This is a genomic window from Allobosea sp. CRIB-10 (assembly GCF_900112185.1).
Classification (GTDB): Bacteria; Pseudomonadota; Alphaproteobacteria; order Rhizobiales; family Beijerinckiaceae; genus Allobosea.
The window spans coordinates 1-18,906 of the sequence record NZ_FOKP01000010.1 but is presented as its reverse complement, the minus strand read 5'-3'; the positions used below and the strand labels follow the sequence as shown (position 1 = coordinate 18,906).

Sequence of the window (18,906 nt, the reverse complement as noted above, 5' to 3'; positions counted from 1 at the left end):
GGCCTTGCCGGCATTTTTTTGATGTCGTGCCGGCCACTGATGATGAATGGGCTGGCTAGGTGGCGGCGCAGCGCTTAACGGGTCTGCAATCGCAATTCCGAAGCTCGTCTCATGACCTCCCGCGCCGCCACCACGACCGGCTCCATCGCCATCCTGCTCTGGTCGACGCTGGCGCTGTTCACCGCCATGTCCGGGCGGGTGCCGTCCTTCCAGCTCGTCGGCATGACCTTCGTCATCGGCGGCGTGCTGGTGCTGGCGATCGCGGCGTTGCGGGGGCGCCTGCATCTGGCGCGGCCGACGCCAGCCTCCTTCCTGCTCGGGCTCTACGGGCCGTTCGGCGACACCGCGCTCTACTACGCCGCGGTAAAGACGGCGCCGGCCGCCGAGGCCAATCTGATCCACTATCTCTGGCCGCTGCTGATCGTGCTGTTCGCGGCGCTGCTCCCGGGCGGAGGACTCAAGGCCCGCCATCTCGTCGGAGCACTGATCGGTCTTGCCGCGACGGCGATGCTGATCTCCGGCAGCCTCGGCTCGGGCGGCGCCGGCATCCAGCTCGGCCATGTGCTGGCCGCGCTCGGCGCCTTCGTCTGGGCGAGCTATTCGGTACTGTCGCGGCGCTTCGCCGGGGTGCCGTCCGAGAGCCTCGCCATCACCATGCTCGGCTGCGCCATTCCCGCCTTCGCCTGCCATCTTGCCTTCGAGACGACCCTGTGGGCGCTGAGCGCGGTCGAATGGGGTGGCGTGCTTGGCCTCGGTCTCGGCTCGATCGGGCTCGCCTTCATCTGCTGGGACATCGGCATGAAGAAAGGCGATGTCGCCTTCCTCGGCGTCGCCTCCTATGCCGCGCCGGTGCTCTCGACCGTGATCCTGGTGATTGCCGGCTATGCGCCGGCGAACTGGCTGCTGGCCGTTTCCTGCGTCCTGATCGTCGCCGGCGCGCTGGTCGCGAGCTTCGGGCCGGCAGCGCGGGGCACCGAGCCGAAGGCGGCCCGCGGCTAGGCTCAGATGTCGAGGATCCGCGTCTCGTAGGCGTAGACCGTGCGGAAGCCGAGCCGCTTGTACATCTCGAAGGCAAGGCCGTTGCTCTGGTCGACCTGGAGATAGGCCTTGGTGCAGCCCTGCGCCGCGGCCCAGCCCATCAGGCCCAGCATCATCTGTTTGCCGAGGCCCTTGCCGCGCAGGGCTTCGTCGACGATCACTGCGCCGATCTCGGCCATGCCGCGCTCGGCGACGCTCATCGCATAGGCCGCGGGGCGCCCGTCATGCATCAGGATGGCGAAGGCGGCGGGGACGCGTACGCCGGAGACGATGGCGGCGAGATGCTCGCGATTGCGCTTGTTGCCGGTCTGATGGCTGCAGACGCCGTCGATCCAGGCATCGTCGGCCTGCCCGGTGGACACCATGCCGGGGATAGGCGGGTGAAGATTGGGATCGAGCTCGGCGACCATGCCGAAGGAGGCGGTCTCGATGCGGTAGCCGCGCTCGGCGAAACGCCGCCGGGCATCCTCGGCGACCAGCGGGGTGAAGCGGATGCGCGGCGGCAGGCCGACCTCACGGTAGAGCCCCTCGACGAAGGCCAGCGTCGGCTCGTCCATGTCGCCGCCCTCGCGCAGCGAGGAGGCCGAGTTGGCGCGGCCGGAATAGCCATTGGCGAAGCGCACCACCCATTGATCGACGACGAGCGTGGTCGGCGCCGGCCAGGCGTTGACGATCCGGGTCTCGCAGGCGCTGACCAGCGCCATATCGGTGACGGGCTTGTCCATGCTCAGCCTCGGGCCGGGCGCGGCGTCGGCCGCCAGTTCGGCGGCGCCATCTCGAAGCCGGAGAAAGCGAAGCCCGGCGCGACGGTGCAGCCGACCAGGGTCCAGGCGCCGAGCGAGGTCGCGCTCTGCCAGTGCCCGGCCGGCACGACGATCTGCGGCCGCTGGCCGGCGGAAAGGTCCTTGCCGAGATGGTGGGCCGAGGCGTCGTGCCCGTTCGGCGAGAGCGTGATCACCAGCGGCGCGCCGGCATAGTGGTGCCAGATCTCGGCGGCGTCGACGCGATGCCATTCCGAGGTCTCGCCGACATCGAGCAGATAGTAGATCGCGGTCGAGAAGCCGCGCCCCACCGGCCCGGCGGGATCGCGGAAGGTCTCGCGATAATGCCCGCCCTCGGGATGGGGCTTCAGCTCCAGCAAGTGGATGACCTCGGCGGCGCTGAGGCCGCTCAACGTGTTCATCTGACTTCAGAACCTGTTCTTGGCCTCGCGCAGCGCGGCGAAGACCTCGCCCGCCGGCTTGCCAACGATGCCGAGCGTGGCCGCGAGCGCCGGTTCCTCCGAGCGGAAGAACGGGTTGGTCGCTTTCTCCTCGCCGACCGTGGTCACAGCCCAGAAGCGTCCCTCGGCCTTGGCCGCCTCGGCCTCGGCGAGGCGCGCCGCGACGGCGGCGTTGCTCGGGTCCATCGCCGCGGCGAAACGGGCGTTCGAGAGCGTGTAGTCATGGCCGGTGATCAGCGTGGTCGCGTCCGGCAGTGCCATGATGCGCGACAGCGAGGCCCACATCGCCTCCATCTTGCCGGGCATGACGCGCCCGCAGCCCATGACGAAGACGACATCGCCGACCAGAGCGAGACTGGCGCTCTTGCCGATCAAGCTGACATGCCCGTCGGCGTGGCCGGGCGTCGTCCAGGTCTCGAACTCATAGCTGCCCACCGAGACGCGGTCGCCCTCGCCAAGGACGACGTCGACGGGAGCGCCGTCGCGGGCGGCTTCCGGCGCGAACACCTTGGCGCCGGTCGCCTGCTTCAGCGCGGCGATGCCCTGGACATGGTCGGCGTGCTCATGCGTGACCAGCACCTGGCTGATCGTCCAGCCCTTGGCCTTGGCGGCGGCGAGCACCTCGTTCGCATCGGGAACGTCGACTGTAGCGCAGGCGCCTGTGGCAGCATCGCGCAGCAGCGCGCCGGCATTGTCGCTGAGCGTGCGGAAGACATGGATGTCGAGCGGCATGGCAAAAACTCCGACAGTCGGCAATCGAGGTGACTGCTTGAAGCAAGCCGGCGTCGGTAGCAAGACACCAGACTTCGGCTGGCAGCTCGCCCTTGCGCTCCCGCCGCCACTACGCCATTTCCGTCGGCATGGCCCTCGACGTCGTCGACCTACGCAGCTTCTATGCCAGCCCGCTGGGGCATGTGGCGCGGCGGACCGTCGGCAGGGTGGTGCTGAGGCTCTGGCCGGACTGCCGACGCCAGCGTCTGCTGGGCCTGGGATATGCGACGCCCTATCTGCCGCTGCTCGGCGGCGAGGCCGAGCGCGTCATCGCCTTCATGCCGGCGGCACAGGGCGTGGTGAACTGGCCCTCGCCCGGCCTCTCCGCGTCCGCCTTGGTCGAGCCGACGCTGCTGCCGCTCCCGACCGCCTCGATCGATCGCGTCCTGCTGGTGCATGCGCTGGAGGAGACCGAGAGCCCGGAGGATTTGCTGGAAGAGATTTCGCGGGTGCTGAGCCCGGGCGGGCGCCTGATTGTCGTGGTGCCGAACCGGCGCGGCCTGTGGGCGCGTATGGATACGACGCCCTTCGGCCATGGCCGGCCGTTCAGCCGCTCGCAGATCGAGGCGCTGATGCGCCGCGCCATGTTCTCGCCCGAGCACTGGGCCGAGGCGCTCTATGTGCCACCATTGCGCCGGCGGCTGTTCATGCGCTCGGCCATGGCCTGGGAGAAGGTCGGCGCCGGCCTGTCGCTGCCCTTTGCCGGCGTCTACGTCATCGACGCGACCAAGCAGTTCTACCGGCGCGCACCCTTGCGCGCGACACGACGGAGTTTCGCCTTCCGGCCGGTGCTGCTGCCGCAGGCTCATCCCTCCGGCCGGCTGCCGCGGCAGGACGAAGCGACGCTGCCTGCGGGTTGACAATTTCGCCGGGGCGCGGCCAAGGTCCGCCGCCTTTCTTGACCCTTCCGTCGCCGCGAGCCTTGGCGGCCCTTGCCGCCGCCTTTTCCCTCGGGAAAGCGGGACCTGATCTGGATGTCGATGCGAAGCTATCTCGATTTCGAAAAGCCGGTTGCCGAACTGGAGGCGAAGGCCGATGAACTGCGCGCGCTCGATGGCAAGGGCGACGGCTATTCGCTCGCCGAGGAAATCGGCAAGCTCGAGGCCAAGGCCTCGCAGGCGCTGAAGGACCTCTACGGCGCCCTGACGCCCTGGCAGAAGACGCTGGTGGCACGCCATCCGCAGCGCCCGCATTTCCTCGACTACTGCTCGGCCCTGATCGACGAGTTCACGCCCATGGCGGGCGACCGCGCCTTCGGCGAGGACGAGGCGATCGTCGGAGGCTTCGGTCGCTTCCGCGGCGAGCCGGTCTGCGTGGTCGGCCAGGAGAAGGGCAACTCGACCGAGACCCGCATCAAGCACAATTTCGGCATGCCCAAGCCGGAGGGCTACCGCAAGGCGGTGCGCCTGATGGAGCTGGCCGACCGGTTCGGTCTGCCGGTGCTGAGCTTTATCGACACCGCCGGGGCCTATCCCGGCATCGAGGCCGAGGAGCGCGGCCAGGCCGAGGCGATCGCGCGCTCGACCGAGACCTGTCTCGCCTTGCGCACGCCGAGCGTCGCGCTGGTGATCGGCGAGGGTGGCTCGGGTGGAGCGATTGCGATCGCCGCCGCCAGCAAGGTGCTGATGCTGGAGCATGCGATCTATTCGGTGATCTCGCCGGAGGGCGCGGCCTCGATCCTCTGGCGCGACACGGCGCGCGCCCAGGACGCCGCGACCGGCATGAAGATCACCGCCCAGGACCTGCTGCGCTTCGGCGTGATCGACCGGATCGTCGCCGAGCCGACCGGCGGCGCCCATCGCGACCCCCAGGCCGTGATCGAGCGGGCCGGCACGGCGATCGAAGCAGCGCTCTCCGAGTTCGCCGGCCTCGGCGCCGACGAGATCGTCGACCGGCGGGCGCAGAAATATCTGGCGATCGGCCGGACGCTTTAACCGGCCGATTGGGCGCAACCGGGCCCTCGCCCCGGCGGGCGCTTTACCGCGGCTTCACCATATGGCCATCTGCAAGGCCCCTGTGGTAAGGAACGGTCAAGGCTAACGATCCTAAAACCGGGCAACGGGCATAATTTGGCCTTGTTGCGTGGTGAATTGTCGGCTTGACGCGTCCGCGCGAGATGGGATTGACGACGTGGCTCTGAGACATTTCGCGCTGGCGGCGCTCCTTGGCCTCAGTTTGGCAGCCTGCGAAGAGGAGCGCTACCGCGGCTCCGCGCGCCATAACATCCCGATTCCGTCCGCGACCTACACGCTGATGTCCGAGAAGGGCATGAGCAAGAGCCAACCGATCCTGATTCGTTCCTATAAGAAGGAGTCGGAGCTCGAGGTCTGGAAGAAGCGCGCCGACGGCAAATACGCGCTGCTCAAGACCTATCCGATGTGCCGCTGGTCCGGGCAGCTCGGCCCGAAGGTGCGCGAGGGCGACCGCATGGCGCCGGAAGGGTTCTACGCCATCACCCCGGCGCAGATGAACCCGAACTCGTCCTTCTACGTCTCGTTCAACATGGGCTATCCCAACGCCTATGACCGCTCGCATGGCCGCACCGGCGCCCATCTGATGGTGCACGGCGCCTGCTCCTCGGCCGGCTGCTACTCGATGACCGACGACCAGATCGGCGAGCTCTATGCGCTGGTCCGCGAAGCCCATAATGGCGGGCAGCGCGCCGTTCAGATGCAGGCTTATCCGTTCCGGATGACGCCGGAGAATCTCGCCAAGCACCGGCTCGACCCGAACATCGCCTTCTGGAAGAATCTGAAGGAAGGCTCTGATTTCTTCGAGGTCGCCAAGGATGAGCCCGCGGTCTCCGTGGCCGGTGGGCGCTATGCCTTCAACCGCGACGGCAGCCAGATCGATTCCTCGATCACGCAGGCCGTCGCCCAGAAGCGCCAGCAGGACGAGATCCAGGTCGCGGCTTTGGTCTCGAAGGGCACGCCCGCGGTCAAGCTGATCTATGATGATGGCGACCAGCACTCCTCGTTCAAGCGACAACTGGCCCAGTCCGGCGCCGATTCGCTGAACCGGTCGGTCGCCTGGGGCTCGCGTGATGTCGGCATCAGCCGCGTCGATTCGCTGATCGGCCCGCGCGTCGTCGTGCTCGACGACAAGGGGCGGACCAAGGCCACCGTCCGCGCCGAATCGGCTGAGAACGACGCCGTCCTGGCCGCCGTCAGCAGCGCGCAGATCGAGGAAGCCAAGCCCGTGGTCGCCGCCGCGCCGGCCGCCAAGCCGGCGAGCGATGCGGCGACGCAGGTCGCCAAGGCGACGGCCGGAGCCGCGACGCCGGCGCCAATCCAGACAGCCGCAGCCGAGCCGGCGCAGCCCTCCTTCTATCAGCGGGCGCTGAGCTTCGTGCCGCTGCTCGGCGGCTCCTCCGAGCCGAAGGAGCAGGCGCCGATCGCCTCGTCCGTGCCCGAAACGCCGCAGACGGTGACCGCCCCGCTGCCGCCGCGCCGGGCTTCGACGCTGCGGACCTCGCAGCTGCAGCCCGATGCGGCCTATGCGAGCCAGCCCACGGCGCGCTGAAGCGCCCGCAAAGCACTGATGCAGAAAAGTCACGCCCGCGGCCAGCAATGGCCGCGGGCGCTTTTCTGGGCGCGAAACCCGGCGAAACCGGTGTCTTTGCCCAATGGCACGGCAGGCTGCCGAAAAGCTCGCCTTGCCGATTTCTCGGTTGCGAAGGCTTCATCGTGACGAAGGCATGACGCGGTCATGCGGACCTTCGATGGAGTTCGTAATGGCTTTCAAGATTTCGGGTTTGCTGACCGGCCTGGCGTTGTCGACAGCGCTTGCGGCCTCGGCGCTCGCCTCCGACCTGCCGAGCCGCAAGGGCGCGCCGCCCGTGCCGGTGGCGCCGAGCATCACCTGGTTCGACATCGCCGTCAGCGTGAAGGGCATGACGGACTATAACTTCCGCGGCATCTCGCAGACCGACCGCAAGCCGGCGATCCAGGGCGGCGCCGAGCTGCAGTTCTACGACAACCTGGTCTATGCCGGCGTCTACGCCTCGAATGTCGACCTGGCGACCAGCCCGCCGGCCGAGATCGACTTCTACGGCGGTATCCGGCCGAAATTCGGCCCGGTCACCGTCGATGTCGGCGTCTGGCAGTATTATTACCCTAGCGAGAAGCAGTACATCGATACGGCCGGCGTGTACTGGACACCGAAGAACACCGACTACACCGAGGTCTACGGCAAGCTCAGCTACAATTTCGAGGACAAGCTGATCCTCGGCGCCAACGTTTTCTACGCCTGGGACTGGCTCGGCACTGGCGCCTCCGGCACCTATGCCTCGGTGACGGCGAAGTACAACCTGCCGTTCCTGGAAGGCCTTTCGGTCTCCGGCGAGTTCGGCCATTACTGGCTCGGCACGACCAATCTCGCGATCTGGTCGACGGTGCCGCCGACCAACTTGCCCGACTACGCCTACTGGAACGCCGGCCTCTCCTACACCTGGAAGAACCTGACGGCGGATGTGCGCTACCACGACACCAACCTGTCGAAGAGCGACTGCTTCCTGCTGACCGCCGATCCGCGCGGCATCGTCTCGGGCTCGGGCCGCTCGAAGTGGTGTAACCCGACCGTGGTGGCGACGCTCTCCTTCGACATCACCGCCAGCAGCGTCGGCATCTTCGCGCCGAAGTGAGCCTTTCGCTCGCATGGACTGTTTCGAAGGGCCGCTCGCGAGGGCGGCCCTTTTTCGATAGCCGGACGGCTATCGCGCCAGCGAGGCCTTCATATAGTTGCGCGGCGCGGTGCCCAGCCTCCGCCTGAACATCGTCGTGAACGCCGCGACATTGTCATAGCCCGCCAGCATGGCGACCTCCGTGACCGGCACGCCTTCCGCCAGCCGGGGCAGGCAGGCGAACAGGCTGGCCTGCTGGCGCCAGGCGACGAAGCTGAGGCCGGTCTCGCGCTGGAAGAACCGTGTGAAGGTCCGCCGGCTCATCGCCAGCTTGGCCGCCCAATCGTCGAGGCGCTCGGTCACCGAGGGCGCGGCCATATAGGCGCGGCAGAGGGCGGAAAGTCGCCTGTCGACCGGAATCGGCAGGCCGAGCGGCCGGATCGGCAGCGCGGCGATCTCGGCCGTCAGCAGTTCCAGGACGAGCGCGAGCTTGCGGGTGCCGGGCGGTGTGTCGCTGAGACGGATCGCCTCGACGATCAGCGCATGCGCAAGATCGGTGACGCCGAGCACCTGTAGCATGCGCTCCGCCAGGTCGTCGTGTTCCGTGAGGAGATAGACCGACTTGATGCTGACATCGCTGAGCATCTCAACCGAATGCTGCAGCCAGGCCGGTATCAGCAGGCCATGGCCGGGCGGGATCATCCAGCTGCCGCGCTCGGTGTTGATCTGGACCACGCCCGAGAATGCGCAGAGAAGCTGGATCTGGCGATGGCTGTGCGGCGGTATCGTATAGCCGGCGGGATTGTCGGAGACTCGGACCAGGACATCGCCGTCGGCATCGGAAACCGTGCCGTGAATCTGGCGATGGTCGGAATGGAGGGCCTCCACCTGTTGCTGCGGCAGCTTTCTCATCGATTGGCCCGAACGCGAAAGAAATCGACCGAAACACGAAAGCAGGTCACGAGCAAGCTCTGTAGAAGGAGCGCTGGTCGAGGTTTGCCTGCAAGGGTGCCGCAATGGTTGCAACGATCGAGGGAAGCCGCCCCCGTTTCGAGAAGACGACGATTTCCGTCCTGCTGGCGGTGAGCTTCTGCCATCTGCTCAACGACGTCATGCAGTCGCTACTGGCCTCGCTCTACCCACTATTCAAGGCGAATTACGCGCTGGATTTCGTTCAGATCGGTTTGCTGACCATGGCCTTCCAGGTCACGGCCTCGCTACTGCAGCCGGTCGTCGGGATGGTGACCGATCGCTGGCCGATGCCCTATTCGGCGCCGGCAGGCATGGCCTCGACCTTCGGCGGCCTGATCCTGCTCGGCAACGCCCACAACTTCACGGTGCTGATCATCGCGGCCTGCCTGATCGGCCTGGGTTCGGCGATCTTTCACCCGGAGGCGTCGCGGGTGGCGCGGCTGGCTTCGGGCGGGCGGCACGGCCTGGCGCAATCGCTCTTCCAGGTCGGCGGCAATCTCGGCTCGGCGCTCGGGCCGCTGCTGGCGGCTTTCGTTGTCCTGCCCTTCGGCCAGGGCAGCGTCGCCTGGCTCTCGGTCATCGCCATGGCCGGCGTCATCGTGCTGGCCCGGGTCGGGCACTGGTATGCCGCCCATCGCCGGGCGCAGGCCGGCCGGCCACCGGCGAGCCGGGCCTTGCCGTTGCCGGGCGGGCGCGTCGCCTTCGCCCTGTTCGTGCTGGTGCTGCTGACCGCCACCAAGAACGTCTACATGGCGAGCATCTCCAGCTACTTCACCTTCTATGTGATCGAACAGTTCCAGCTCGGCTTCCGCGACGCGCAGCTGATGCTGTTCCTGTTCCTCGGCGCGGCCGCGGTCGGCACCTTCGCCGGCGGGCCGATCGGCGACCGTTTCGGCGCGCGTTTCGTGATCTGGTTCTCGATCCTCGGCGTCATCCCGTTCGCGCTGCTCTTGCCCTATGCCAACCTGTTCTGGACGGGGGTGCTGAGCGTGATGATCGGGCTGGTCTTCGCCTCGGCCTTCTCGGCGATCGTGGTGTTCGCGCAGGAGCTGGTGCCGGGCCGAGTCGGCCTGATCGCGGGGATGTTCTTCGGCTTCGCCTTCGGCGCGGGCGGTCTCGGCGCTGCCTTGCTCGGTGGCTTCGCCGACAGCTATGGCATCACCTTCGTTTACAAGGTCTGTTCCTACCTGCCGCTGCTGGGGCTATTGACGATCCTGCTGCCGCGCCTGCCGAGGCGGGCGCAGGGCTGACGAGGACGCATGCCGCCCTATCATGTCGTGACGGATTGCGAGTTCGACGGGCCGACGCCGGGCATCAATTCGATGCTCTCTTTCGGCTCCGTCGCCGTCTCGGCCGATGGTGCCGTCCTCGGAGAATTCGAAGCGGTTCTGGAACCCCTCGACGGCGCCATGCGCGACGAGATCACGATGGCGTTCTGGGCACGCCATCCCTTGGCCTGGGCGGCCGCGACGGAAAAGCCGGAGCTTCCCGCCGTGCTAGTGCGGCGCTTCGGAGACTGGCTCGGCGCGATCGAAGGCGAGCCGATCTTTGCGGCTCATCCGCTGGCGCTCGACGGGCTCTGGTTCGACTATTGTCCGCGACGCTTCATCGGGCGCCCGCTGCTGCCTTGGGCCGCCGACCGTCTCTTCCGGCATCCGCCGCTCTGCCTGATGTCGTTCGTCGCCGGCAAGACCGGACGCCAGCAAGGCAAGTGCGATGTCCAGCACTATCCCGCCGAATGGCTGGGCTCGGTCGCCCATACGCATCGCGCGATCGAAGCGCCCGCGGCTATGCCAATCTGCTGTGCTTCTTCAGCCGGGAAAGCTGAGCGCTATAGTGCAAAAACAGCTCCGCGCCGCCGTGGTTCGGCAGCGCGATGCTGATCCAGCAGATCTGAGATAGGGACCGTCATGCCGGCGCCGCAATGGCGGCGCCTTTCGGCAATCAAAGACAGAGGCCCGGATGGGCTTCGTCCTGAATCAGGCCTCGGTCTTGGCCTTCAGCACCTGACGGCCGCGATACATGCCGGACTTCAGGTCGATATGGTGCGGACGGCGCAGCTCGCCCGAATTCTTGTCTTCGATATAGGTGGGCTGCTTCAGCGCGTCGGCCGAGCGGCGCATGCCGCGCTTCGACGGCGAAGTCTTTCTCTTCGGAACGGCCATCGGTACTCTCCATCATGCCTTCGCGCGAGGCGGGGCATTTCACCCGCACCACTGTCGCGACGACGTCACATTCGTGATGAGGGCTGGCCTTTACACGCTCGCGCGCGCTCTGGCTAGTGCGCCGGGCACAAAAAGTGGTCTACGCTCCCGGCAGCGCGCAATTGCCGAGCGGCCCGAGCTGGTTCATCCGCCGCTGTACCCGGCCGGCCGCAGCCTGCAGCGCCCGGCTCGGCCGCGATGGGTTGCGCAGGATCGGGTTGGGCAGGGCTCCGGCCAGCCGCGCCGCCTCCGCCGGCGTCAGGCGCGAGGCCGGCTTGCCGAAATGGCGCTGGGCTGCCGCTTCGGCCCCGAAGATGCCGTCTCCCCACTCGGCGATGTTGAGATAGACCTCGATCACCCGCCGCTTCGGCCAGGCGAGATCGATCGCCAGCGCCATCGGCAGTTCCATTCCCTTGCGCAGATAGGAGCGGCCGGGCCAGAGGAAGAGGTTCTTGGCGGTCTGCATGGTCAGCGTCGATGCGCCGCGGCTCGGCCCGTCCTCATCCTGCAGCACGGCGTTGAGTTCGCCCCAGTCGACACCGGCATGCGAGCAGAAGCGCTGGTCCTCGGAGGCGATCACCGCGCGGATCAGGTGCGGCGAGATCTGCGAGAGTGGCACCCAGTCGCGCTCGACCGTGCGGAAGGTCAGCCAGCGGCCGATCATCAAGGTCGAAGGCGGCGGCACGAAGCGGTAGAGCAACAGCAGGGCGACAAAGACGATTGCAAGCGCTGCCAGCAGCCGCAACAGCCCGCGCACGATCCGGCCCGTGAGGCCCCCGCGTCGCGGAGCCGGATTGTCAGCCATCTGCGTCATCCCCCACGCTTGACGAATACGGCCGCCTCCGGCAAGCCCCGCGCGCCAAACTCCGCCAGCCAACGCGAGAAGTGATCATGAGTTCCGTGGAACGGACTGTCCCCGCCGCGGCTCTGGCCAGCGCCTTGTCGGAGACGGCGGGTGCGATCGAAACCCTGCTCGAAGCACTGCTTCAGGACAAACCAGAGACCGGTGAGGTTCATCGCCCCGCTCGGCTGCTCGCCGCGATGCGCCATGGTGCGCTCGGTGGCGGCAAGCGGCTTCGTCCCTTCCTCGTCGTCGAGACGGCGAAGCTCTTCGGCGTGCCGGTTGAACAGGCCCTGCGCGCCGGAGCGGCCGTCGAACTCGCCCATTGCTATTCGCTCGTCCATGACGACCTGCCGGCAATGGATGACGACGACACCCGCCGCGGCCGCCCGACCGTGCACAAGGCCTATGACGAGGCGACCGCGATCCTCGCCGGCGACGGCCTGCTGACGCTCGCCTTCGACGTGATCGCCGATCCGAAGACGCATCCGGATGGGCAGACGCGCGCTGCGGTCATCCTGCAGCTCGCCCGTTCGCTCGGCCCGGGCGGCATGGTCGGCGGGCAGATGCTCGATCTCGCTGCAGAGGGACGCTTCGCCGCCGACGGCGCCCCCGGAAAGCTCGGCGAGGTCGAGATCCGCCGGATGCAGGCAATGAAGACCGGCGCGCTGCTCGCCGGCAGCGTCCTGATCGGCGCCCATCTCGGCCAGGCCGAGGCGGCGCAGACAGCCGCTCTGGGGCGCTATGGCAAGGCGCTGGGCGCCGCCTTTCAGGTCGCCGACGACATCCTCGACATCGAAGCAAGCCCCGAGCAGATGGGCAAGGCGACCGCCAAGGACGACGCCAAGGGCAAGGCGACGCTGGTCACGGCGCTCGGCCTCGATGCAGCCAAGCGCGAGCGGGACCGGCTGAGCGAGGAGGCGATCGCGGCGCTCGCCGGCTTCGGGCCGGAGGCGGCGATGCTGCGTGCGGCGGCCGAATTCACCGCGCAGCGCAAGAACTGAGCGCTTAGACCGTCACCTGCGTGCCGACCTCGACGACGCGACCGGTCGGGATCTGGAAGAAGTTGGTGGCGTCGGTCGCGCTCTTGGTCAGGCCGATATAGAGATTGTCCTGCCAGACCGGCATGCCCGATTGCGGCGAGGCCTTGATCGAGCGGCGCGACAGGAAGAACGAGGTCGACATGATGTCGAACTTGAAGCCCTGCTTGCGCAGGATCGCCAGCCCCTTGGGTACGTTCGGGCTCTCCATGTAGCCATAGACCATCTCGACGCGCCAGAAGTCGTCGGTGATGCGCGCGAGCCTGACGCGCTCGGTCTCGGCGACGCGCGGCGTGTCGGCCGAGCGCACGGTCAGGATCACGTTGCGCTCATGCAGCACCTTGTTGTGCTTGAGATTGTGCAGCAACGAGGCCGGCGCCGTCTCGGGGTCGCTGGTCAGGAACACCGCCATGCCCTTGACCCGGTAGGGCGGGCTCTTGGTCAGCATGCCGACCAATTCGAGCAGCGGCACGTCGGTCTTGCGGGTCTTGTCGAACAGGATCTTGGTGCCGCGCACCCAGGTCCACATCAGCAGGACGAGCGCCATGGCGAACAGCACTGGCACATAGCCGCCGCTGAGCAGTTTCAGGAGGTTCGCCGAGAAGAAGGCGACGTCGATGATCAGGAAGGGCAGCACCACGGCGGTGGTCGCCAGCAAGCCCCAGCGCCAGCCCTTCCAGATCACGATGAAGGCGAGCAGCGAGTCGACCATCATCGCGCCGAACACCGAGATGCCATAGGCGTGCGAGAGGTTGGAAGACGTCTTGAAGGTCCAGACCAGCAGCAGCACCGTGAACAGCAGCAGCACGTTGATCCGCGGAATGTAGATCTGCCCGGAGGTGTGCTCGGAGGTGTGGCGGATCTCGAGACGCGGCAGCAGGCCGAGCTGGATCGCCTGCCGCGTCAGCGAATAGGCGCCGGTGATCACCGCCTGGCTGGCGATGATGGTGGCGAGCGTCGCCATGATCACCAGCGGCAGGATCAGCGCCGGCGGTGCGAGCTTGTAGAACGGATTGTCGATCGCGGTCGGATCGGACAGGATCAGCGCGCCCTGGCCGAGATAGTTGAGCCAGAGCGCCGGGAAGACCAGGAAGATCCAGGCGCTACGGATCGGCCCGCGGCCGAAATGGCCCATATCGGCATAGAGCGCCTCGGCGCCGGTCACGGCGAGACAGACGCTGCCGAGCACCGCCAGCGACAGCCCGGGATGGTCGAAGAAGAAGCGCACGCCCCAATAGGGATTGATCGAGGCGAAGACGCCGAGATCGTCGGCGATGTGGTAGATGCCGAGGCCCGCCAGCGTCAGGAACCAGAGCGTCATGATCGGGCCGAAGAAATTGGCGACCTTGCCGGTACCGCGGCTCTGCACCAGGAACAGCGCGATCAGGATCACCGAGGCGATGGTGATGACGTAGTCCTCGAGCACCGGCGTCACCAGCTTCAGGCCCTCGACCGCCGAGAGCACCGAGATCGCCGGCGTGATCACCGCATCGCCGTAGAACAGCGCCGCGCCGGCCATGCCGAGGAAGAGTACGATGCCGCCACGGGTGCGCCCGAGCGCGCGCTGCGCCAGCGCCACCAGGGTCAGCGTGCCGCCCTCGCCGTTATTGTCGGCGCGTAGCAGCAGCACCACGTATTTCAGCGTCACCACGAGGACGAGCGACCACAGGATCAGCGAGAGCACGCCGATCACAGCCTCGCGCGGCAAGGGACCGCTCAGCGTGACGGCAGCACCGCCGCCATGTCCGCCGGACGCCGCGCCGGTCGCTGCCAGGATCGTCTCGCGCAGCGCGTAGAGCGGGCTGGTGCCGATATCGCCATAGACGACGCCGAGCGCGCCGAGCGCCAGCGCCGCATAGCTCTGCCTGGAATGGCCGTTGCCGGCCGGCTCTTCGAGCCCGAAGCGATCCCCATCCGGCTTGGCGGCCGACGGGTGCTGCTGGTCATGACCCATCAGGGCGCTCCGCGGGTGCTGCAATGCAGCGAAAGGCCGGGGCCTCTAGCACGGCATGTCTGTCAGGCAAAGACGCTAGAGCATGTTCCGCGAGGGCGGGAGCCACTTTCACGCGGCGCACGGTGAAAATCGCTTCAACCGTGAATTGCCGCCGGCTCACTCCGCGGCGGCGGCCCGGGCGCCGTAGCGCCGCTCGACATAAGTCTCGACCATGGTCTTGAATTCGGCGGCGATGGCGGGGCCGCGCAAGGTCGCGACCTTCTTGCCGTCGACGAAGACCGGCGCGGTCGGCGCCTCGCCCGTGCCCGGCAGCGAGATGCCGATATCGGCGTGCTTGGACTCGCCGGGGCCGTTGACGATGCAACCCATCACCGCGACGTTGAGCGCCTCGATCCCTGGATAGCGCGTCTTCCACTCCGGCATGGAGGTGGAGATCCAGCTCTGGATGTCCATCGCCAGCTCCTGGAACACCGTCGAGGTCGTGCGCCCGCAGCCCGGGCAGGCCGCGACCAGCGGCACGAAGGCCCGGAAGCCCATGGTCTGCAGCAGTTCCTGCGAGGCCTTGACCTCCAGCGTGCGGTCGCCGCCCGGCTCCGGTGTCAGCGAGAAGCGGATCGTGTCGCCAATCCCGTCTTGCAGCAGCACTCCGAGCGCCGCCGAGGAGGCGACGAGGCCCTTCGAGCCCATCCCGGCCTCGGTCAGGCCGAGATGGATGGCATAGTCACCGCGCTCGGCCAGCATGCGGTAGACCGCGATCAGGTCCTGCACGCCCGAGACCTTGGCCGAGAGGATGATCTTGTCCTTGGCTAGCCCAATTCCCTCGGCGCGCTGCGCCGAGAGCAGGGCCGACTGCACCATCGCCTCGCGCATCACCGCTCGCGCATCGAGCGGCTTCGGCGCGGCAGCGTTGATATCCATCAGCGATGTCAGCAATTCCTGGTCGAGCGAGCCCCAATTGGCGCCGATCCGCACGCTCTTGCCGTGCTTGATCGCAAGCTCGACGATCTGTCCGAACTGCCTGTCCTTCTTGTCCTTGAAGCCGACATTGCCGGGATTGATCCGGTATTTCGCCAGCGCCTGCGCACAGGCCGGATGGTCGCTCAGCAGCTTGTGGCCGATATAGTGGAAATCGCCGACCAGCGGCACGTCGATGCCGAGAATGTCGAGCCGCTCGCGGATATGCGGGACCGCTGCGGCCGCCTCGTCGCGATCGACGGTGATGCGCACCAGCTCCGAGCCCGCCCGCGCCAGCGCCGCCACCTGCCCGACCGTCGCCGGGATATCGGCGGTGTCGGTATTGGTCATCGACTGCACGACGATCGGCGCACCGCCACCGACCTGCACATGGCCGACCATCACCGGGACGGTGCGCTTGCGCGGCGCCGGCGCGGCGTCAGGCCCTTCGGGCAGGCAGGTCAGCGGCTGGTCGCTCATGGAATGGTCCGGATCCTTTGCCGGCAGCGGCTCGTCGTGGCTGCACTGCGCCGTTGCAGGATAATCGTCAAGCTGCGGCAGCGTCGCGACAATGCTCGCAGCGACCGACGATTTCGACCACCTGATAGGAGGTCTGGAAACGCCGGCCCTCCGCCATCCCCTTGATCGCCTGGCGCATCGCCGGCGAGGCGTCCTCGTCGACGCCGCCGCAGATTTCGCAGATCAGGAAGGCGACCGCCTCGTTGGCGCCGTGGCCATGCGGGCAGGCGATGAAGGCGTTGCGCGAGCTCAGACGGTGCACGAAGCCCTGCTCGACCAGGAAGTCGAGCGCCCGGTAGATCGAGATCGGCGCCAGCCTGCGCCCGCCCGGCGGCGAGATCCGGTCGGCGAGATCATAAGCACCGACCGGCTTGTGGTCGCCATAGAGCGCCTCCAGCGCCTTGCGCCGGATCGGCGTCAGGCGCAGGCCGCGCTCGCGGCAGACCGCCTCGGCACGCGCCAGGCCGGCGGCGGCATGGCGCGAATGGTCGTGCGCGTGCTGGCAGAGACCGTGCTCATGATCGTGATCATGGTGGTGGTGATCTGGATTTGCAGGCTGCATTTTCGTCATGTTGCGTTGCAATAGCACATCGGGCACCGTCCTGGTGACCGACGCTCCCTCGCTGGCGCAATGCCAGCCTTCGCCGGTAAGTTAAGCGTTCTCAGGCCAAATGTCAGGAGCCGCCCCATGTTCCTCAAAGATCGCACCGCCCTCGTCACCGGCTCCACCTCCGGCATCGGCCTCGCCTACGCTCGCGCGCTCGCCGCCGAGGGCGCCAATGTCGTGATCAACGGCTTCGGCGAGACCGACGCGATCGAGAAGGAGCGCGCCGGCATCGAGGCCGACTTCAAGGTCAAGGCGCGCTACTCGGCCGCCAACATGATGAAGCCGGACGAGATCGCCGCCATGATCGCCGAGGCCGAAAAGGAATTCGGCGCGATCGACATCCTCGTCAACAATGCCGGGATCCAGCATGTCGCCCCGGTCGACGAGTTCCCGATCGAGAAATGGGACCAGATCATCGCGATCAACCTGACCTCGGCCTTCCACACCACGCGCGCCGCCCTGCCGAAGATGAAGGCGAAGGGCTGGGGCCGGATCATCAACACCGCATCCGCCCACGCCTTCGTCGCCTCGCCGTTCAAATCGGCCTATGTCTCGGCCAAGCACGGCATCGCCGGCTTCACCAAGACGGTGGCGCTCGAGGTCGCGACCCATGGCATCACCGTCAATGCGATCGCGCCGGGCTATGTCTGGACGCCCCTCGTCGAGAAGCAGATCCCCGACACGATGAAGGCCCGCGGCCTGACCAAGGAGCAGGTCATCAACGACGTGCTGCTGCTGGCCCAGCCGACCAAGGAATTCGTCACCGTCGAGCAGGTCGCGGCGCTCGCCGTCTTCCTCTGCACCGATGCGGCCAAGTCGATCACCGGCACCACCCTGCCGATGGATGGCGGCTGGACCGCCGCGTGACCGGCCGCAAGCAGCGCAAGGTCCCGCTGGTCAAAGGCCTGGCGGGGCCGAAGGCCGAGAAATCGGTCAATCTCGCGCTCCAGGGCGGCGGCGCGCACGGCGCCTTCACCTGGGGCGTGCTCGACGCGATCCTCGCCGACGGCCGTATCGCCATCGAGGCGATCACCGGCGCCAGCGCCGGCGCGATGAACGCGGTGGTGCTGACCGAGGGCTGGCTCGATGGCGGCATCGACGGCGCGCGCACCGCACTGGAAAATTTCTGGCGCCGGATCAGCGTCGACGGCAAATATGGCGGCTCCGAGCGCTCGCTGCTCGACACCATGCTCGGCGCCTGGACGGATGGCCGCCCGCCGGGGCTGCTCTGGTTCGAGCTGCTCTCGAAGGTGGCGAGCCCCTATGACGTCAACCCGCTCAACATCAACCCGCTGCGCGGGGTCATTTCCGACCTGATCGATTTCGGCAAGGTCCAGGGCTGCGCCGACGTCAACCTGTTCATCTCGGCGACCAATGTCCGCACCGGCAAGATCAAGATATTCACCCGGCAGGAGCTGACCGCCGACCATCTGATGGCCTCGGCCTGCCTGCCGATGCTGTTCCAGGCGGTCGAGATCGACGGCGAGCCCTATTGGGACGGCGGCTATATGGGCAACCCGCCGCTCTTTCCGCTGTTCTACGAAGCGGCAGGCGACGACATCCTGCTGGTCCAGATCAACCCGCTCGAGCGCCGCGAGTTGCCGACCAATGCCCGCGCCATCCAGGATCGGCTCAACGAGATCACCTTCAACGCCTCGCTCCTGCGCGAACTGCGCGCCATCGACTTCGTCAACCGCCTGCTCGACGACGGCAAGCTTTCGACCGGCGACTACAAGCGCGTGCTGATGCACCGGATCGACGGCGGCCTGCCGCTGGCGCAGCTCACCTCCTCCTCGCGCCTCAACTCCGAATGGAACTTCCTGCTCAGCCTGCGCGATCTCGGCCGCACCGCGGCCAAGCGCTGGCTGAAACGCAACTACGCGGCGATCGGCGTGCAGGGAACCTTGGATCTGAAGGAAGCGATTAGCTGAGAAGCTGAACTGTCGCGGGAAGGCGCGGGGAACCCTCTCCTGTAAGGAGAGGGCAGGGTGAGGTGTAGTCCGTTGGACGAGTTCCGCGAGCGCTCACCGCGCGGTTGGGTTCAGGTCCAACGTTTCCGCTCCGAACACCTTGTAACTCTCATTTTGCCTCATCTGCTATACCAGCGGTTGCGGTGGCAGGTGGAAGACCGACAGCCCTGAGGGACACCAAGCCCGTGGGTGA

Annotated in this window: 19 protein-coding genes; 10 read left to right on the top strand and 9 right to left on the bottom strand. The window is 67.2% G+C overall.

Features of this window, described 5'->3' with window-relative positions; all coding sequences use genetic code 11:
- Positions 1–111 precede the first annotated feature (111 nt).
- On the top strand, positions 112–999 hold the full coding sequence (locus BMZ69_RS14200) for an aromatic amino acid exporter YddG (RefSeq protein WP_092157591.1): 888 nt from the start codon (positions 112–114) through the stop codon (positions 997–999).
- 2 nt (positions 1,000–1,001) lie between these two features.
- On the opposite strand, the gene BMZ69_RS14195 is transcribed toward BMZ69_RS14200, so the two are convergent.
- From BMZ69_RS14195 to gloB, 3 genes are read right to left on the bottom strand one after another with little or no spacing between them, the layout of a single operon-like run.
- Complete coding sequence (locus BMZ69_RS14195) at positions 1,002–1,763, bottom strand: GNAT family N-acetyltransferase (RefSeq protein WP_092157589.1); 762 nt, start codon at positions 1,761–1,763, stop codon at positions 1,002–1,004.
- 2 nt (positions 1,764–1,765) lie between these two features.
- A complete protein-coding gene (locus BMZ69_RS14190) occupies positions 1,766–2,221 on the bottom strand; it encodes a cupin domain-containing protein (RefSeq protein ID WP_092157587.1) in 456 nt (151 codons plus the stop codon).
- Positions 2,222–2,227: 6 nt separating this feature from the next.
- On the bottom strand, positions 2,228–2,992 hold the full coding sequence (gene gloB / locus BMZ69_RS14185) for a hydroxyacylglutathione hydrolase (RefSeq protein ID WP_092157585.1): 765 nt from the start codon (positions 2,990–2,992) through the stop codon (positions 2,228–2,230).
- A 128-nt stretch (positions 2,993–3,120) separates the two neighbouring features.
- Here gloB and BMZ69_RS14180 point away from each other — a divergent pair, with 128 nt between their 5' ends.
- The 4 genes from BMZ69_RS14180 (at position 3,121) to BMZ69_RS14165 (ending at position 7,673) form a co-directional block, all read left to right on the top strand.
- Positions 3,121–3,891 carry a class I SAM-dependent methyltransferase gene (locus tag BMZ69_RS14180; protein WP_092157868.1) on the top strand — a complete coding sequence of 257 codons (771 nt, stop codon included), beginning with the start codon at positions 3,121–3,123 and terminating at the stop codon, positions 3,889–3,891.
- A 120-nt stretch (positions 3,892–4,011) separates the two neighbouring features.
- The gene (locus BMZ69_RS14175; protein ID WP_175506811.1) at positions 4,012–4,965 is read left to right on the top strand and encodes an acetyl-CoA carboxylase carboxyltransferase subunit alpha; all 954 of its coding nucleotides are present in this window, start codon (positions 4,012–4,014) and stop codon (positions 4,963–4,965) included.
- A gap of 196 nt (positions 4,966–5,161) precedes the next feature.
- Positions 5,162–6,553: a L,D-transpeptidase family protein gene (locus tag BMZ69_RS14170; protein WP_244543370.1), complete on the top strand. Its 1,392-nt coding sequence runs from the start codon at positions 5,162–5,164 to the stop codon at positions 6,551–6,553.
- A gap of 211 nt (positions 6,554–6,764) precedes the next feature.
- Positions 6,765–7,673, top strand: coding sequence for a TorF family putative porin (locus tag BMZ69_RS14165; RefSeq protein ID WP_175506803.1), 909 nt, complete (start codon positions 6,765–6,767; stop codon positions 7,671–7,673).
- Positions 7,674–7,742: 69 nt separating this feature from the next.
- On the opposite strand, the gene BMZ69_RS14160 is transcribed toward BMZ69_RS14165, so the two are convergent.
- Positions 7,743–8,564 carry an AraC family transcriptional regulator gene (locus tag BMZ69_RS14160; RefSeq protein WP_092157579.1) on the bottom strand — a complete coding sequence of 274 codons (822 nt, stop codon included), beginning with the start codon at positions 8,562–8,564 and terminating at the stop codon, positions 7,743–7,745.
- A 104-nt stretch (positions 8,565–8,668) separates the two neighbouring features.
- On the opposite strand from BMZ69_RS14160, the gene BMZ69_RS14155 reads away from it, so the two are divergent.
- Positions 8,669–9,874 carry an MFS transporter gene (locus BMZ69_RS14155; protein WP_092157577.1) on the top strand — a complete coding sequence of 402 codons (1,206 nt, stop codon included), beginning with the start codon at positions 8,669–8,671 and terminating at the stop codon, positions 9,872–9,874.
- A 9-nt stretch (positions 9,875–9,883) separates the two neighbouring features.
- On the top strand, positions 9,884–10,507 hold the full coding sequence (locus BMZ69_RS14150; RefSeq protein WP_244543369.1) for a DNA polymerase III subunit epsilon: 624 nt from the start codon (positions 9,884–9,886) through the stop codon (positions 10,505–10,507).
- A 96-nt stretch (positions 10,508–10,603) separates the two neighbouring features.
- Here BMZ69_RS14150 and rpmF read toward each other — a convergent pair whose 3' ends face one another.
- Both rpmF and mtgA read right to left on the bottom strand, forming a co-directional pair.
- Positions 10,604–10,789 (bottom strand): 50S ribosomal protein L32, encoded by a 186-nt coding sequence (rpmF, locus tag BMZ69_RS14145; protein ID WP_057189713.1) that lies wholly within the window; start codon positions 10,787–10,789, stop codon positions 10,604–10,606.
- Between the two features lie 139 nt (positions 10,790–10,928).
- Positions 10,929–11,633: a monofunctional biosynthetic peptidoglycan transglycosylase gene (mtgA, locus tag BMZ69_RS14140; protein WP_244543368.1), complete on the bottom strand. Its 705-nt coding sequence runs from the start codon at positions 11,631–11,633 to the stop codon at positions 10,929–10,931.
- A gap of 86 nt (positions 11,634–11,719) precedes the next feature.
- On the opposite strand from mtgA, the gene BMZ69_RS14135 reads away from it, so the two are divergent.
- Positions 11,720–12,673, top strand: a complete 954-nt coding sequence (locus tag BMZ69_RS14135) for a polyprenyl synthetase family protein (protein ID WP_092157573.1) — start codon at positions 11,720–11,722, stop codon at positions 12,671–12,673.
- A 4-nt stretch (positions 12,674–12,677) separates the two neighbouring features.
- On the opposite strand, the gene BMZ69_RS14130 is transcribed toward BMZ69_RS14135, so the two are convergent.
- The 3 genes from BMZ69_RS14130 to BMZ69_RS14120 form a co-directional block, all read right to left on the bottom strand.
- Positions 12,678–14,663: a potassium transporter Kup gene (locus BMZ69_RS14130; RefSeq protein ID WP_092157570.1), complete on the bottom strand. Its 1,986-nt coding sequence runs from the start codon at positions 14,661–14,663 to the stop codon at positions 12,678–12,680.
- Between the two features lie 156 nt (positions 14,664–14,819).
- A complete protein-coding gene (gene ispG / locus BMZ69_RS14125) occupies positions 14,820–16,097 on the bottom strand; it encodes a flavodoxin-dependent (E)-4-hydroxy-3-methylbut-2-enyl-diphosphate synthase (RefSeq protein ID WP_092157568.1) in 1,278 nt (425 codons plus the stop codon).
- Positions 16,098–16,164: 67 nt separating this feature from the next.
- The gene (locus BMZ69_RS14120; protein ID WP_244543367.1) at positions 16,165–16,707 is read right to left on the bottom strand and encodes a Fur family transcriptional regulator; all 543 of its coding nucleotides are present in this window, start codon (positions 16,705–16,707) and stop codon (positions 16,165–16,167) included.
- Between the two features lie 117 nt (positions 16,708–16,824).
- Between BMZ69_RS14120 and BMZ69_RS14115 the strand changes: the two genes are divergently transcribed.
- Both BMZ69_RS14115 and BMZ69_RS14110 read left to right on the top strand, forming a co-directional pair.
- Positions 16,825–17,610 carry a 3-hydroxybutyrate dehydrogenase gene (locus BMZ69_RS14115; RefSeq protein ID WP_092157564.1) on the top strand — a complete coding sequence of 262 codons (786 nt, stop codon included), beginning with the start codon at positions 16,825–16,827 and terminating at the stop codon, positions 17,608–17,610.
- A complete protein-coding gene (locus BMZ69_RS14110) occupies positions 17,607–18,674 on the top strand; it encodes a patatin-like phospholipase family protein (RefSeq protein WP_210188024.1) in 1,068 nt (355 codons plus the stop codon). Before BMZ69_RS14115 ends, BMZ69_RS14110 begins: the two co-directional genes overlap by 4 nt.
- Positions 18,675–18,906: the final 232 nt, after the last annotated feature.

What these genes read in the sequence shown, in the direction of transcription:
- BMZ69_RS14150 (WP_244543369.1), top strand. Translation starts at nt 9,884, where the DNA reads ATGCCGCCCTATCATGTCGTGACGGATTGCGAGTTCGACGGGCCGACG.
- BMZ69_RS14180 (WP_092157868.1), top strand. Translation starts at nt 3,121, where the DNA reads ATGGCCCTCGACGTCGTCGACCTACGCAGCTTCTATGCCAGCCCGCTG.
- mtgA (WP_244543368.1), bottom strand. Translation starts at nt 11,633, where the DNA reads ATGGCTGACAATCCGGCTCCGCGACGCGGGGGCCTCACGGGCCGGATC.
- rpmF (WP_057189713.1), bottom strand. Translation starts at nt 10,789, where the DNA reads ATGGCCGTTCCGAAGAGAAAGACTTCGCCGTCGAAGCGCGGCATGCGC.
- BMZ69_RS14135 (WP_092157573.1), top strand. Translation starts at nt 11,720, where the DNA reads ATGAGTTCCGTGGAACGGACTGTCCCCGCCGCGGCTCTGGCCAGCGCC.
- BMZ69_RS14200 (WP_092157591.1), top strand. Translation starts at nt 112, where the DNA reads ATGACCTCCCGCGCCGCCACCACGACCGGCTCCATCGCCATCCTGCTC.
- BMZ69_RS14120 (WP_244543367.1), bottom strand. Translation starts at nt 16,707, where the DNA reads ATGACGAAAATGCAGCCTGCAAATCCAGATCACCACCACCATGATCAC.
- BMZ69_RS14160 (WP_092157579.1), bottom strand. Translation starts at nt 8,564, where the DNA reads ATGAGAAAGCTGCCGCAGCAACAGGTGGAGGCCCTCCATTCCGACCAT.
- BMZ69_RS14175 (WP_175506811.1), top strand. Translation starts at nt 4,012, where the DNA reads ATGCGAAGCTATCTCGATTTCGAAAAGCCGGTTGCCGAACTGGAGGCG.
- BMZ69_RS14155 (WP_092157577.1), top strand. Translation starts at nt 8,669, where the DNA reads ATGGTTGCAACGATCGAGGGAAGCCGCCCCCGTTTCGAGAAGACGACG.
- BMZ69_RS14190 (WP_092157587.1), bottom strand. Translation starts at nt 2,221, where the DNA reads ATGAACACGTTGAGCGGCCTCAGCGCCGCCGAGGTCATCCACTTGCTG.
- ispG (WP_092157568.1), bottom strand. Translation starts at nt 16,097, where the DNA reads ATGAGCGACCAGCCGCTGACCTGCCTGCCCGAAGGGCCTGACGCCGCG.
- BMZ69_RS14165 (WP_175506803.1), top strand. Translation starts at nt 6,765, where the DNA reads ATGGCTTTCAAGATTTCGGGTTTGCTGACCGGCCTGGCGTTGTCGACA.
- BMZ69_RS14195 (WP_092157589.1), bottom strand. Translation starts at nt 1,763, where the DNA reads ATGGACAAGCCCGTCACCGATATGGCGCTGGTCAGCGCCTGCGAGACC.
- BMZ69_RS14130 (WP_092157570.1), bottom strand. Translation starts at nt 14,663, where the DNA reads ATGGGTCATGACCAGCAGCACCCGTCGGCCGCCAAGCCGGATGGGGAT.
- gloB (WP_092157585.1), bottom strand. Translation starts at nt 2,992, where the DNA reads ATGCCGCTCGACATCCATGTCTTCCGCACGCTCAGCGACAATGCCGGC.
- BMZ69_RS14115 (WP_092157564.1), top strand. Translation starts at nt 16,825, where the DNA reads ATGTTCCTCAAAGATCGCACCGCCCTCGTCACCGGCTCCACCTCCGGC.